8 protein-coding genes are annotated in these 13688 nt (G+C 68.7%); 2 read left to right on the top strand and 6 right to left on the bottom strand.

Annotation, left to right across the window (positions count from 1 at the left end; all coding sequences use genetic code 11):
- Positions 1–123 precede the first annotated feature (123 nt).
- The 5 genes from DIE16_RS29890 to apbC all read right to left on the bottom strand — a co-directional run bounded on the left by DIE16_RS29890 (position 124) and on the right by apbC (position 5851).
- Positions 124–966 carry a lysozyme inhibitor LprI family protein gene (locus tag DIE16_RS29890; RefSeq protein WP_124893963.1) on the bottom strand — a complete coding sequence of 281 codons (843 nt, stop codon included), beginning with the start codon at positions 964–966 and terminating at the stop codon, positions 124–126.
- Positions 966–3245 (bottom strand): arginine/lysine/ornithine decarboxylase, encoded by a 2280-nt coding sequence (locus DIE16_RS29885; RefSeq protein WP_044847725.1) that lies wholly within the window; start codon positions 3243–3245, stop codon positions 966–968. Before DIE16_RS29885 ends, DIE16_RS29890 begins: the two co-directional genes overlap by 1 nt.
- A gap of 81 nt (positions 3246–3326) precedes the next feature.
- The gene (gene dcd, locus DIE16_RS29880; RefSeq protein WP_006398615.1) at positions 3327–3896 is read right to left on the bottom strand and encodes a dCTP deaminase; all 570 of its coding nucleotides are present in this window, start codon (positions 3894–3896) and stop codon (positions 3327–3329) included.
- 193 nt (positions 3897–4089) lie between these two features.
- Positions 4090–4626: a superoxide dismutase [Cu-Zn] gene (gene sodC / locus DIE16_RS29875; protein ID WP_044847724.1), complete on the bottom strand. Its 537-nt coding sequence runs from the start codon at positions 4624–4626 to the stop codon at positions 4090–4092.
- Positions 4627–4759: 133 nt separating this feature from the next.
- Positions 4760–5851 carry an iron-sulfur cluster carrier protein ApbC gene (apbC, locus tag DIE16_RS29870; protein ID WP_044847723.1) on the bottom strand — a complete coding sequence of 364 codons (1092 nt, stop codon included), beginning with the start codon at positions 5849–5851 and terminating at the stop codon, positions 4760–4762.
- A gap of 352 nt (positions 5852–6203) precedes the next feature.
- Here apbC and DIE16_RS29865 point away from each other — a divergent pair, with 352 nt between their 5' ends.
- A complete protein-coding gene (locus DIE16_RS29865; protein ID WP_044847722.1) occupies positions 6204–6845 on the top strand; it encodes an OmpA family protein in 642 nt (213 codons plus the stop codon).
- Positions 6846–7221: 376 nt separating this feature from the next.
- Positions 7222–9393 (top strand): methionine--tRNA ligase, encoded by a 2172-nt coding sequence (gene metG, locus DIE16_RS29855; protein ID WP_124893962.1) that lies wholly within the window; start codon positions 7222–7224, stop codon positions 9391–9393.
- A 195-nt stretch (positions 9394–9588) separates the two neighbouring features.
- Here the strand turns inward: metG and DIE16_RS29850 are convergent, their stop codons facing one another.
- Positions 9589–13674 carry a translocation/assembly module TamB domain-containing protein gene (locus DIE16_RS29850; protein WP_124893961.1) on the bottom strand — a complete coding sequence of 1362 codons (4086 nt, stop codon included), beginning with the start codon at positions 13672–13674 and terminating at the stop codon, positions 9589–9591.
- Positions 13675–13688: the final 14 nt, after the last annotated feature.

Raw genomic sequence — 13688 nt, 5'->3', positions numbered from 1 at the left:
GCGGCCGCGGGCGCGCCCCGCCGCCCCCCCCCCCCCCCCCGGCGGCCCCCCCAACCCCACCCCGCCCCCCGGGGGGGGCTTTTTGCTGGGGCCCGCGCCGGATGACCGGCATCGCGGCGATCCTCAGTCGTTGCCGGCCGTCTCCGACAGCCGCTTCATCGTCGCGATGCGCGCGCCGATCAGGTCGACGCGGCCGTCCTCGCCGACGAGCGGCGCAGTCGAATCGCGGAACGCCTCCCACGCGCGTTGCGCGCGCACGAGCGTCGCGGCCGAATGCGCAGGCATCTTGCGACGCAGCTTCTGGTAATAGCGGTTCAAGTCGAACAGCGCGTGCTCGCATGCGGCATCCTGCACGCACGGCCGCACGCGGCGGATCGCCGGATCGCGCGGCGCGTTCGCCGGCTTGCCGCCGGCTGCCGCGGCGGCGCTTGGCGCCGCGACCGCCACGCCGCGGGTACCGCCCTGCGCACCGCTCGTGGCCGCCACCGGCACGGCGGCAGGCGGCGGTGCATAACGGTCGGCCGCCGCGCGCAGCGCCAACGCGCGATCGCGCACCGGCTGCAGCTGCATGTCGGCGCTCGACATCGCGTACGACGTGCCGCGCGTCGTGTCGTACACGGCCTTCAGCAGATGAATTTCATCCTTGCGCCACGTGACCCAGCGGCGCTGGCTGTCCTGCCAGCCGCGCTTCGCGTCGGCCGGCGCGTCGTTCGACAGGCGCTGGTACGCGCCGTCCATCACCGCCTGCCACTGCTGCTGCGCTTCGCCCATGCACTGGATCTGGCCGGCCGTCGACGACCGGTCGCGCCGCGCGAGACACTGCCGCATCGCGACGTCGATCGGGTCGGCCGCCGCCACTTCCGCATGCGCGACGCTCAGCCCCGCCGGCCCTGCCGACCAGCTCGCCCAGGCGACGAGCGCGGCCAGCGCCGCGCGTATCGTCCGGATTCGTCCCTGCGTCGCCATCAGTCGCGCACGCAGTCGACGAAGTACTCGACGCGCCCGTTCACCTCTTCCGCGACGAGGCCGTGGATATCGGTGTGGAAGCCCGGGAAGCGTTCGTTGAAGTCGCGCGCGAACCGCAGGTAGTTCACGATCGTCTTGTTGAAGCGCTCGCCCGGGATCAGGAGCGGAATGCCCGGCGGGTACGGCGTCAGCAGGATGCTCGTCACGCGGCCTTCGAGCTCGTCGAGCGGCACGCGGTCGATCTTGCGGTGCGCGAGCTTCGCGAACGCGTCCGACGGCTTCATCGCCGGCTCCATGTCCGACAGGTACATCTCCGTCGTCAGGCGTGCGATGTCGTTCGCGCGGTACACGTCGTGGATCTGCGTGCACAGGTCGCGCAGGCCGACGCGCTCGTAGCGCGGATGCTGCGCGACGAATTCCGGCAGCACGCGCCACAGCGGCTGGTTGTTGTCGTAGTCGTCCTTGAACTGCTGCAGCTCGGTCACCATCGAGTTCCAGCGGCCCTTCGTGATGCCGATCGTGAACATGATGAAGAACGAGTACAGGCCCGTCTTCTCGACGATGATGCCGTGCTCGGCCAGGTACTTCGTGACGATCGCGGCCGGAATGCCCGTCTCGCCGAACTCGCCGTCGACGTCGAGCCCCGGCGTGATGATCGTCGCCTTGATCGGGTCGAGCATGTTGAAGCCTTCCGCCAGCGGGCCGAAGCCGTGCCAGTGGTCGTTCGGCTTCAGCATCCAGTCGTCGCGCGAGCCGATGCCTTCTTCCGACAGGTCGTCCGGACCCCACACGCTGAAGAACCAGTCGTCGCCGTACTCGGCGTCGACCTTGCGCATCGCGCGGCGGAAGTCGATCGCCTCGGCGATCGATTCCTCGACGAGCGCGGTGCCGCCCGGCGGCTCCATCATCGCGGCCGCGACGTCGCACGACGCGATGATCGCGTACTGCGGGCTCGTCGACGTGTGCATCAGGTACGCCTCGTTGAAGCGATGCTTGTCGAACGTGCGGTTCTCCGAATCCTGCACGACGATCTGCGACGCCTGCGAGATGCCGGCGAGCAGCTTGTGCGTCGAGTGCGTCGCGAACACGAGCGCGCCCGTGCGCGGGCGGCCGTCGCCGATCGCGTGCATGTCGCGGTAGAAGTCGTGGAACGTCGCGTGCGGCAGCCACGCTTCGTCGAAGTGCAGCGTGTCGAGCAGGTCGCCGAGCAGGTCCTTGATCATCTCGACGTTGTAGACGACGCCGTCGTACGTGCTCTGCGTGATCGTCAGGATGCGCGGCTTCATGTCCGGGTTCTGGCGCATCGCCTCGCGCGCGAACGGGTTCGCCTCGATCTTCCGGCGGATGTTCTCCGGCTTGAATTCGTCGCGCGGGATCGGCCCGATGATGCCGAAGTGGTTGCGCGTCGGCGTGAGGAACACGGGAATCGCGCCCGTCATCGTGATCGCGTGCAGGATCGACTTGTGGCAGTTGCGGTCGACCAGCACGATGTCGCCGGGAGCGACCGTCGCGTGCCAGACGATCTTGTTCGACGTCGACGTGCCGTTGGTCACGAAGAACAGGTGGTCCGCGCTGAAGATGCGCGCCGCATTGCGCTCGGACGCCGCGACCGGGCCCGTGTGATCGAGCAACTGACCGAGTTCGTCGACCGCGTTGCAGACGTCGGCGCGCAGCATGTTCTCGCCGAAGAACTGGTGGAACATCTGGCCGAGCGGGTTCTTCAGGAACGCGACGCCGCCCGAGTGGCCCGGGCAGTGCCACGAGTACGAGCCTTCGTCCGCGTACTTCACCAGTTCCTTGAAGAACGGCGGCGCGAGCGAGTCGAGATAGACCTTCGCCTCGCGGATGATGTGGCGCGCGACGAACTCCGGCGTGTCCTCGAACATGTGGATGAAGCCATGCAGTTCGCGCAGGATGTCGTTCGGCAGATGCCGCGACGTGCGCGTCTCGCCGTACAGGAAGATCGGGATGTCCGCGTTGCGGCGGCGCACTTCGGTGACGAACGCGCGCAGCTCGATGATCGCGGTCGCGAGCTCGGGCAGTTCGCCGTCCGGGCCCGTTTCGCCGAGCATGAGTTCGTCGTCGTCGATCGACAGGATGAAGCACGACGCGCGGCTCGATTGCTGCGCGAACGACGTCAGATCGCCGTAGCTCGTGAGGCCGAGGACTTCGACGCCCTCCTTCTCGATCGCTTCGGCCAACGCCCGGATGCCGGAGCCCGAGATGTTCTCGGAGCGGAAATCTTCGTCGATGATGACGACGGGGAAACGAAACTTCATGGGCGATTCTCCAAAAAGAACGACCGCGGCGCGTCACGCGCAGCGGTCACCCGGAAACTGGTGAGACGTTATGCAACCAGATCAGGTTTTCGGCAGCGTGACACCGCGCTGACCCTGATACTTGCCGCCGCGATCGGCGTACGACACGTCGCACACTTCGTCGCTTTCGAAGAACAGCACCTGCGCGACACCTTCGTTCGCGTAGATCTTCGCGGGCAGCGGCGTGGTATTCGAGAATTCCAGCGTGACGTAGCCTTCCCACTCGGGTTCGAACGGCGTCACGTTGACGATGATCCCGCAGCGCGCGTACGTCGACTTGCCGAGGCAGACGGTCAGCACGGTGCGCGGGATGCGGAAATATTCGACGGTGCGGGCCAGCGCAAACGAGTTCGGCGGGATGATGCACACGTCGCCCTTGAAATCGACAAACGAACCCTCGTCGAAGTTCTTCGGATCGACGATCGTCGAGTTGATGTTCGTGAAGATCTTGAATTCGTCCGCGCAGCGGATGTCGTAGCCGTAGCTCGACGTGCCGTAGCTGACGATCCGGCGGCCGTCCTCGGACGCGCGGACCTGATCGGGCACGAACGGCTCGATCATCTTGTGTTCTTCGGCCATGCGCCGAATCCACTTGTCGGACTTGATGCTCATGCCAGCCTCCGCCGGGCCGTCCCAAGAAGGCTGGCCGTCCCCGCGGGGGACAGCGAACGAAGTGAGCGTTGGGGTCGTTTCATATCGGGGCGCCAGGAAACGCTGCGTGACAGTCAGGAAGGGTCGCTCGCGACGCGGCGACCCGGAAAGGCGCACATTTTACGCGATCATCGGCTCGCGTACGCGGCGGCCGTCAACGGATCACGCCACAGGCGAGCGCGGGTCCCGCGCCATGCTGCGGAAACGCCGGATCGCTCGGGTCGCGGTGGACCAGCGCCGCGCGGTTCAGCGCGGAGCGCACGCCGTCGAGGGCCAGATCGGGCGCGACGATGAAACCGGCCGCGACGCCGTTCGCATCCGCATGGATGTTGCCGAGATCGCCAGCGACGCGCGCGCCCGCGCGCAGCCGGTCGGCGGCCGGCGCGAACACCTGGCCGGCGCTCGAGCCGTCGCCCGCGTTGCAGTCGCCGCGCTCGTGCACCTGCAGCGCGTGATCGCTGTTCGGCGGCAGGCCGGCCAGGTTGTACGTGACCTGGACGCCATCCGGGCGTTCGACGAACGTCACCGCGCCGCGCGCCTGCGAGCCGACGGTCGGCTGCAACTGCGCGTCGGCACGCTTTTCGTGCGACGAGGAAAAAGAGGTACAGCCGGCCAGCAGGCCCAGCGCGGCGGCGGCCAGCAGCGCGCGCCGCGCGCGGCCGGCGCGCACGCCGTGATGTCGTTGGTTCATTCGATCCTCATGCCGGCTGGCGGCCGTTCGACACGGCGGCCATGCCGGGCGGGTAAAGGGACCCGGGAAAAGTCGCCATGATACCGCGCCTCGCGGCGCCGTAAACAGCGTGAGGCCCCGCCCCGCAAGGGTTTTACGTATTTTGAACAACGATCGACGGGAACTTCGACGTCATGTCGCGTGCGCGCTCGGCGATCGCCAGCGCGACCCCGCGCGCGATGTCGCGATAGCGCCGCGCCAGCGCGCCGTCCGGTTCGGCCGCGACCGTCGGCGTGCCGCTGTCGGCGCGCTCGCGGATCGCGATGTCGAGCGGCAGGCTGCCGAGCACGGTCACGCCGTAGTCCTGCGCCATCCGCTCGGCACCGCCCGCGCCGAAGATGTGCTCTTCGTGGCCGCAGTTCGAGCACACGTGGATGCTCATGTTCTCGACGATACCGAGGATCGGAATCCCGACCTTCTCGAACATCTTCAGGCCCTTCTTCGCGTCGAGCAGCGCGATGTCCTGCGGGGTCGTCACGATCACGGCGCCGGTCACCGGCACGCGCTGCGCGAGCGTGAGCTGGATGTCGCCCGTGCCCGGCGGCATGTCGACGATCAGGTAGTCGAGCTCGCGCCAGTTGGTCTGCCGCAGCAGCTGCTCGAGCGCCGACGTCGCCATCGGCCCGCGCCACACCATCGGGTTGTCTTCCTCGATCAGGAAGCCGATCGAGTTCGCCTGCAGCCCGTGGCCGACCAGCGGGTTCATCGACTGGTTGTCGGGCGACTCGGGCCGCTGGCCGTGAATGCCGAGCATGGTCGGCAGCGACGGACCGTAGATGTCGGCGTCGAGAATGCCGACCGACGCGCCTTCCGCGGCGAGCGCGAGCGCGAGGTTGACGGCCGTCGTGCTCTTGCCGACGCCGCCCTTGCCCGACGCGACCGCAACGATGTTCTTCACGTTCGGCAGCAGCTTCACGCCGCGCTGCACCGTGTGCGCGACGATCTCCTGCGACACGGCGACACGTGCGTCGCGCACGCCCGGCACGGCCTTCAGCGCAGCGGCGATGCGCGCGCGCACGTCGTCGTGCTGGCTGCGCGCGGGATAGCCGAGCACCACGTCGACCGCCACGGCGTCGCCGTCGATCGCGACGTTGCGCACGCCCTTGTTCGCCGCGTAAGGACGGCCCGTATTGGGGTCGACGACAGCCGCCAATGCGGCGTCGACTTGTGCCCGGTCAATGCTCATCGAAACTCCGTGAAAACGTTTTTCTCTCGCGCAAACGTCAAGAAATATCAAATAACGCTGCGAAAATCTGGAAAAGTGAAAGAATCTGTTGCACGCCATTGCGCGAACGCGCGCGGCGGAGCAATCTTCGCGTGCGGCATGCTATGGGGCCAAATCGGCCACGAACCGCCTATATTGTAGAGGCTGACGCATCACCCTGTCCGGAACAGCCACGCTGGCGAACAGGGCATGCAGCCGCCTCGGCGGCTGCCGCGGGCACGGGCCTGCCCACCTTTTTCGGGCGTCCGTGCCGGGAGCCGTAACTGTTGTTTGTCGTCGTTGTCGACTCGTTCAACCAAGAGAGGAACTCAAGATGAACATGAAAATCGCGACTCGCCTGTCCGTCTTCGCCTTGGCCGGCGCACTGCTGGCAGGCTGCGCCACGCAGCAAGGCAACAACACGGCCGTCGGGACCGGCACGGGCGCAGCGCTCGGCGCAGGCATCGGCGCGCTGGCCGGCGGCGGCAAGGGCGCGGCGATCGGCGCGGGCGTCGGCGCACTGGTCGGCGGCGTGACGGGTTACAACTGGCAGGCGATCAAGAACAAGCTCGCGCCGTCGGCAGCCAAGACGGGCACGCAGGTGACCGAGCAGCCGGACGGCTCGCTGAAGCTGAACGTGCCGAGCTCGGTGACGTTCGCGACCAACCAGTACGCGATCACGCCGGCCTTCACGCCGCTGCTGAACGACCTGGCGACGACGCTGAACCAGAACCCGCAAGTGACGGCGTCGGTCGTCGGCTACACGGACAGCACGGGTTCGCAGCAGCTGAACCAGACGCTGTCGCAGAACCGTGCGCAGAGCGTCGTCAACGCGCTGGTGCAGCGTGGCGTCGCCGGCGGCCGCCTGGCGGCACAGGGCATGGGCCCGTCGAACCCGATCGCGGACAACGCGACCGAAGCCGGCCGCGCACAAAACCGCCGCGTCGAGATCTACCTGCGCGCAGCCCAGCAGTAAGCATCGTCGCGAGAGGAAACGGGGTCGCGCGCCGGGCGCGCGCCCCCGCCGCACAAGGCTTTCAGCGGGCTCCGTAACAAATCGAAAAAAATTTCGAACTTCTGTCGCGACCCGCGGTCTGTCTTTACGGTACGCGGCTGGCGCTGCCGGCGCGTCACCATTCTCCTCTTGTCGTTGTTGCTCCGGGGCCGAATTCGCCCCGGTTTTTTTTGCCCGGAATTCGCCTGCTGCATCGCAGCAGCGCACCGCCGGGCACGCCGCCGCCGCGGCCCCGCCCCTTCCGGCGCCCGATCCACGGCGCCCGCGCCGGCTGACCTGCCCGCGCCCCTGCTAGAATCGCAGTTTCCGTCGTTTCCGCCGTTCTTCTACAGACCCTATGTCCGCATCCGACCTCACTTCCGTGCAGGCTGCGGCGCCGCAAGGCAGCCGCCAGATCCTCGTTACGTCCGCACTGCCCTATGCCAACGGCCAGATCCACATCGGCCACCTGGTCGAGTACATCCAGACCGACATCTGGGTGCGGACGCTGCGAATGCACGGTCACGAGGTCTACTACATCGGCGCCGACGACACGCACGGCACGCCGGTCATGCTGCGCGCGGAGAAGGAAGGCCTGACGCCGAAGCAGCTGATCGAGCGCGTGTGGACCGAGCACAAGCGCGACTTCGACAGCTTCGGCGTGTCGTTCGACAACTTCTACTCGACCGACTCGGACGAAAACCGCGTGCTGAGCGAGAAGATCTACCTCGCGCTGAAGGAAAACGACCTGATCGCCGAGCGCGAGATCGAACAGGCGTACGACCCGGTCAAGGAAATGTTCCTGCCGGACCGCTTCATCAAGGGCGAATGCCCGAAGTGCCACGCGAAGGACCAGTACGGCGACAACTGCGAAGTGTGCGGTTCGACCTACCTGCCGACCGAACTGCTGAACCCGTACTCGGTCGTGTCCGGTGCGACGCCGGTGCGCAAGACGTCGACGCACTACTTCTTCCGCCTGTCCGATCCGCGCTGCGAGTCGTTCCTGCGCGAATGGGTCAGCGGCCTCGCACAGCCCGAAGCGACCAACAAGATGCGCGAATGGCTCGGCGACGCCGGCGAGGCCAGGCTCGCCGACTGGGACATCTCGCGCGACGCGCCGTACTTCGGCTTCGAGATCCCGGGCGCGCCCGGCAAGTACTTCTACGTGTGGCTCGACGCGCCGGTCGGCTACTACGCGAGCTTCAAGAACCTGTGCGACCGCAACGGCATCGACTTCGATGCGTGGATCCGCCCGGGCACGAAGGCCGAGCAGTACCACTTCATCGGCAAGGACATCCTGTATTTCCACACGCTGTTCTGGCCGGCGATGCTCGAGTTCTCGGGCCATCGCACGCCGACCAACGTGTTCGCGCACGGCTTCCTGACGGTCGACGGCGCGAAGATGTCGAAGTCGCGCGGCACGTTCATCACCGCGCAGAGCTACATCGACACGGGCCTGAACCCGGAATGGCTGCGCTACTACTTCGCCGCGAAGCTGAACGCGACGATGGAAGACATCGACCTGAACCTCGACGATTTCCAGGCGCGCGTGAACAGCGACCTCGTCGGCAAGTACGTGAACATCGCGAGCCGCGCGGCCGGCTTCCTGCTCAAGCGTTTCGACGGCCGCGTGCAGGACAGCGCGATGAACCATCCGCTCGTCGCGACGCTGCGCGACGCGATTCCGGCGATCGCCGCGCACTACGAAGCGCGCGAATACAGCCGCGCGCTGCGCCAGACGATGGAGCTCGCGGACGAAGTGAACGCGTACGTCGACGGCGCGAAGCCGTGGGAACTCGCGAAGGATCCGGCCAACGCGGTCGCGCTGCACGAAACCTGCAGCGTGAGCCTCGAGGCGTTCCGCCTGCTGTCGCTCGCGCTGAAGCCGGTGATGCCGCGCGTGGCCGAAGCCGTCGAGGCCTTCTTCGGGATCGCGCCGCTCACGTGGGCCGACGCCGCGAAGCCGCTGTCGTCCGCGCAGCCGATCAAGGCGTACCAGCACCTGATGACGCGGGTCGATCCGAAGCAGATCGACGCGCTGCTCGCCGCGAACCGCGATTCGCTGCAGGCCGAGGCCGCCGGCGCCGCTGCCGCGGGGGCAACCGCCGCCAACGCCGCGAAGGACGCGAAGGACGCGAAAAACGCCAAGGCGAACGCGAAGGTGGCTGCGGCGAACGGTGAAGACGACGGCCCGATCTCGATCGACGATTTCGCGAAGATCGACCTGCGCATCGCGAAGATCGTCGCATGTCAGGCCGTCGAGGGCTCCGACAAGCTGCTGCAGCTCACGCTCGACGTCGGCGAGGAAAAGACCCGCAACGTGTTCTCGGGCATCAAGTCCGCGTACCAGCCCGAGCAGCTCGTCGGCAAGCTGACGGTGATGGTCGCGAACCTCGCGCCGCGCAAGATGAAGTTCGGGCTGTCCGAAGGGATGGTGCTCGCCGCGTCGGCGGCCGACGAGAAGGCCGAGCCGGGCCTCTACATCCTCGAGCCGCACAGCGGCGCGAAGCCCGGCATGCGCGTGAAGTAAGCCGCACGCGCCGCTGCTTGCACAAGAAGCCCCGCACCACGTGCGGGGCTTTTTCATGGGCGGCAGCGAGCGGCGCCGCGGCCGGTGGTTGCAGGTCGGCGTGACGCTCGCCGCTACGCGGGCAGGCTTCGGCGCGTGCGTACGCGCGAACCGGAGCGCCGGCGCGCGTGGCCGACCGGCCAGGCGCCCGCTTCGTCACCGCTGGCCGAACCAGCGATCGAAACGCCGCGTGTAGTTCAGGTCGACGCCCTGGAACGTGCCGCCATACGCGGACACCGACCAGAAGCGCGTCAGGTTGATCGTCGCCTTGAACGCATTGCTCGCCGATTGCAGCCCTTGCTCGTAACCGAGCACGAAGCGCTCGTTGATCGCCTTCGAGATCTGCACGACCTGCGCATCGGTCAGGCCGACATCGCTGCGGCCGATCGAGAATTCGTCGAGACCGATGCTCTGCGCGACGCGCTTGCCGGTCGCGCTGCCGAGCAGCCCGAGCGCGGCCGTCATCGCGTTCTGCTGGCCGACGTTGTTGCCCTGGTCGGTGCCGTGCCCGAACAGCAGCCACGACAGCTTTTCGTTGTCGGTGACGTTCGGCTCGGACACGAGCTTGACCGTCGGCGACTGGATCGTGCCGGTGACCTGCACGCCGGCCTCGACCTCCTGGTTGCGCCGCATCGCGAGGATGTTCACGCCCGGATTCGACACCGGGCCGTTGAACGTGAAGAAGCCGTTCTCGACCGCGAGCTTGCGGCCGAACGACGTATACGTCGAGCCTTCCGTCACGCGCACGTTGCCGACCGCGCGCAGCGGCACGCCCGGCGCGCTCATCACGGTGATCGTGCCGCGCAGGCCGAGATCCGCGCCGTGCCCCTTGAAGCGGAAGTTGTTGCCGAGCCCGATGTCGATGTTCGCGCGCGGCGCGAGCGACGGCGCCGGCTTGTCCTCGACCTTCTGCGGCTTCGCGACCGCCGTACCGGTCTGCACGTCGCCGCGCACCGTGCCGTCCGGGCGCACGATCACGACGTCGTCGGACAGGTGCGGCGCCGACTCCTCCGGCAGGTCGAACAGCGCGCGGTCGACGACGAACTTGCCGTCGATCGACAGTGCGCCGCGCGGCCCGTCGTTCGCGACGGTCGCCTTGCCCGACAGCGACAGCTTGCGATCCGGCGCCGCGAACAGCTCGAGCTTGTCCGCGACGATGCTCGCGGTCAGGTCGGGCGCCTCGCCGTCGAGACGCACGCGGCCGATCGCGCGCAGCGTTCCGTCGCCGCCGTGGAACTCGACCTGCTGGAATTCGACGAGGTTCTCCGCGAGCTTCACGCGCACGATGCCGTCCTTCAGCTGCACGCCCTGATCGACGAGCGTCGCGGACAGGTCGTCGCCCGTCAGCATCCCCGACACGTTCGGCTTCACCGGCGTGCCCGCGACCGTCAGCTTCAACGCCGCGCGCCCGCCGAGCAGGTAGCTCGGCCCGAACAGGTTGCCGGTCGCCTTCAGCGACGGAATGTCGGCGTCGATGCGGCCCGACAGCGGACCGTCGTCGACGACGCCGAACACGCCGTCGCGCAGCGCGAACGGCACGGTGACGTTCGCGTCGAGCGTGCCGACCCGGTTCGCCTTCGCGAGCGCCACCACGTTGAGCCGGTTGCCGGGTGCAAAGCTCGCGCGCGCGGACAGGTCGGTCAGCCCGAGCGACGCAATACCGCGCCCGGTCTCGATCGTCACGTCGCCGCCGCGCCGCTTCACCTGCACGTAGCCCGTCGCGTTCGCGCCGAGCGAGAAATCCCAGTCGGCATCGAGCACGACGTCGGTGCGCACCGGCGGCCGCTGGCCCGTCAGTTCCTGGCGGATCTCGAGGAAACGGGCGACCGATGCATCGCGCACGGCACCTGCCGAGCGCATCTGGCCGTGGTCGAACACGAACGACTTCAGGTCGATCGCCGCGCCTTCGAGCGTGAGCCGCGTCGCGCCGAGCGTCACGCGGCCGGCGCCGGCCGACACCGCAAGCGGCGCCTGCAGCGCCACCGCCGGCGTGCCGCGGTTCGCGAGGCGCGTGACGGTGCCGTCCCAGCGCGTTCCGTCGCGGCTCTCGACCACGCCGCCGTTCGCCGCGAGCGTCAGGTCGATCACGCGGCCGCCGGCCGTCCCCATCGCCGACGCGTCGAGCGTGTGCTTCGCGCGCGTGCCGTCGAGGTTCGCGCGCAGCGATTTCAGTTGCAGCGAGCCGAGTGCGATGTCGGTCGCGTCGGCCGTGAACACGAGCGCGCCGTGCGCGCCGTCGCGGATGTCGGCGCGACCCTGCGCGGCACCGATCCGGTTCGAGCCGACCACGACGTGCTGGGCCTTGTAGGTGGCCGTCACGTTCGGATGCGCGAAGCTGCCGGTCAGCTCGCCCTGCGCCTGCACCAGCCCCTGCACGCCGAAGCCGAGCCGGTCGAGTTCCGGCGCGTCGACGACGAAGCGCAGCCGGTCGCCCGGCGCGCCGAAACTGCCGCGCAGGTCGACGTGGTTGCCCGCGATCGACAGCGTCGCATTGCTCGGCAGGATCCGCGAGCCGGCGAACTGCACGACGCCCGCGCCGGTCAGCGGCACGCCGTCGTACAGGCTGTCGCCGAGCCTGAAGGTCGCCTTCGTCGACACCTGCGGCGCGAACGCGCCGGATGCCGTCAGCGTGCCCGATACGCGCGTCTCGCCGCGCCTGGCCGGCGCCTTGGCCGCGGCGGCGGTTTTGGTCGCTGTTTTGGTCGCTGTTTTGGCCACTTTTGCCGCCGGCTTGCCGCTACCGGCCTTCGGCGCGCCCATCGCCGCGAGCAGCAGCGGATCGAACGCGGTCAGCGTCGCCTTCGCGTCGTAGCTCGAATGCGCATCGTGACGGAACACGCCGGTCAGGTCGATACGGCCCTTGCCCGCCGTCACGCGTGCATCGGTCAGCACCGTCTGCTGCGGCGTCAGCGCGACCTTCGCACGCGCGCCGAGCGCGAGCTTCGGATCGTTCAGGTCGAAATCGACGGTCGTCACGTCGCCGGCGAGCGTCACGCCGAGCGGCCCGCCCAGGCGCATCGGCCGCAACTCGGCAATGAAGGCGTTCAGGTCGAGATTCGCGACCTTCAGGTCGAAGCGGCCCTTGCCGCCCGTCAGCGTGCCGTTGCCGGTCACGCTGCCGTCGCGGATGAGTTTCAGCGCGAGGCCGTCGATTCGCTGCGCGTGCGCGTCGAGATGGACGGTCGCATGCGCGTCGACGACCGGCAGCAGGTGCTCGCCGAGCGTGCCGGGCTTCGCGTTGACGATCGACACGGGGCCGGTCACCGCGAACCCCTTCGCCGGGGCAGTGCCGGCCGGCGCGGTCACGGGCGCCAGCTCCGCGCGCACCGCGAGATCGGCCGCTGGCGCGCCCGGCGCGATCGCCTGCGGGTTCACGTGATCGAACGCGAGCGACGCGCGCGTGAGCGGCACCGCGCCGAACGGCGCAGCCTCGACGTGCGCGCGGCCGTTCAGTTTCATCCCGCTCGCGGTGACGTCGGCGACGAGCGCTTCGAGCGAACCCGATACGTTCGCGCTCGCGTTGACCGCTTCGTTGGCCACCTTGCCCACGTAGGTCGCGTTGCCCGTCAGCGCGAACGGCTTCGCGCCGTCGAGCTTAGCGCGCGCGGTCAGCGCGCCGTACGGCGTGTCGACGCCATCGAGCGCGAGTTCATGGTGACGGCCGTCGCTGCGGCCGTTCAGCGCGAGATGGTCGAGCTGCGTCGTCGAGCCGCCTTCGTGGATCGCCAGGTGGTCGACACGCAGGTCGTCAATCCGCAACTGCAGCGGCAGGCTCAGGTCCTGCGGCGTCGCGGCCGGCTTCGACGGCCCCGGCACGATCCGCACGTCGACCGTGCCCGCGCGCAGGTAAGCGACCGACAGCCGCCACGGCGCGCGGGTCAGCACCCAGCGGCCCTCGAGCCGGTCGATCCGCACTTCGGTGCTCGTGCCGCCGGGGCTCGTCCATGCGAAGCCGCGCAGCCGCACGCCGGTCGCGAGCGCGCCGCCGTCCAGCGTGCCCGCCAGCCGGCCGCCCAGTACGCGCACGGCCGTCTGCCACGCGAGCCGCGTGCCGCGCTCGGTCGTCGCCGCGGCCAGCACGAGCCCGGCCGCCAGCACGACGAGCAGCACGGCCGTCACGAGCGTCCACGCGACGATCCGGCCCGCACGCACACGCCGCGGCCCGCGCGGCGGCGCACCGGGCGCGCGCTCGGGCGAGTCCGGATCGTTCGGCGGCGGCGTGTCGTTCGGGTCCTTCGTCATGCGGTTCGTCGTGG

The organism is Burkholderia sp. Bp9090, from assembly GCF_003857985.1.
In the GTDB taxonomy this organism is placed as follows: Bacteria; Pseudomonadota; Gammaproteobacteria; order Burkholderiales; family Burkholderiaceae; genus Burkholderia.
Note: the sequence above shows the minus strand (reverse complement) of the source record. Positions and strands in the feature narration are given on the sequence as shown.

What these genes read in the sequence shown, in the direction of transcription:
- DIE16_RS29890 (WP_124893963.1), bottom strand. Translation starts at nt 966, where the DNA reads ATGGCGACGCAGGGACGAATCCGGACGATACGCGCGGCGCTGGCCGCG.
- DIE16_RS29885 (WP_044847725.1), bottom strand. Translation starts at nt 3,245, where the DNA reads ATGAAGTTTCGTTTCCCCGTCGTCATCATCGACGAAGATTTCCGCTCC.
- dcd (WP_006398615.1), bottom strand. Translation starts at nt 3,896, where the DNA reads ATGAGCATCAAGTCCGACAAGTGGATTCGGCGCATGGCCGAAGAACAC.
- sodC (WP_044847724.1), bottom strand. Translation starts at nt 4,626, where the DNA reads ATGAACCAACGACATCACGGCGTGCGCGCCGGCCGCGCGCGGCGCGCG.
- apbC (WP_044847723.1), bottom strand. Translation starts at nt 5,851, where the DNA reads ATGAGCATTGACCGGGCACAAGTCGACGCCGCATTGGCGGCTGTCGTC.
- DIE16_RS29865 (WP_044847722.1), top strand. Translation starts at nt 6,204, where the DNA reads ATGAACATGAAAATCGCGACTCGCCTGTCCGTCTTCGCCTTGGCCGGC.
- metG (WP_124893962.1), top strand. Translation starts at nt 7,222, where the DNA reads ATGTCCGCATCCGACCTCACTTCCGTGCAGGCTGCGGCGCCGCAAGGC.
- DIE16_RS29850 (WP_124893961.1), bottom strand. Translation starts at nt 13,674, where the DNA reads ATGACGAAGGACCCGAACGACACGCCGCCGCCGAACGATCCGGACTCG.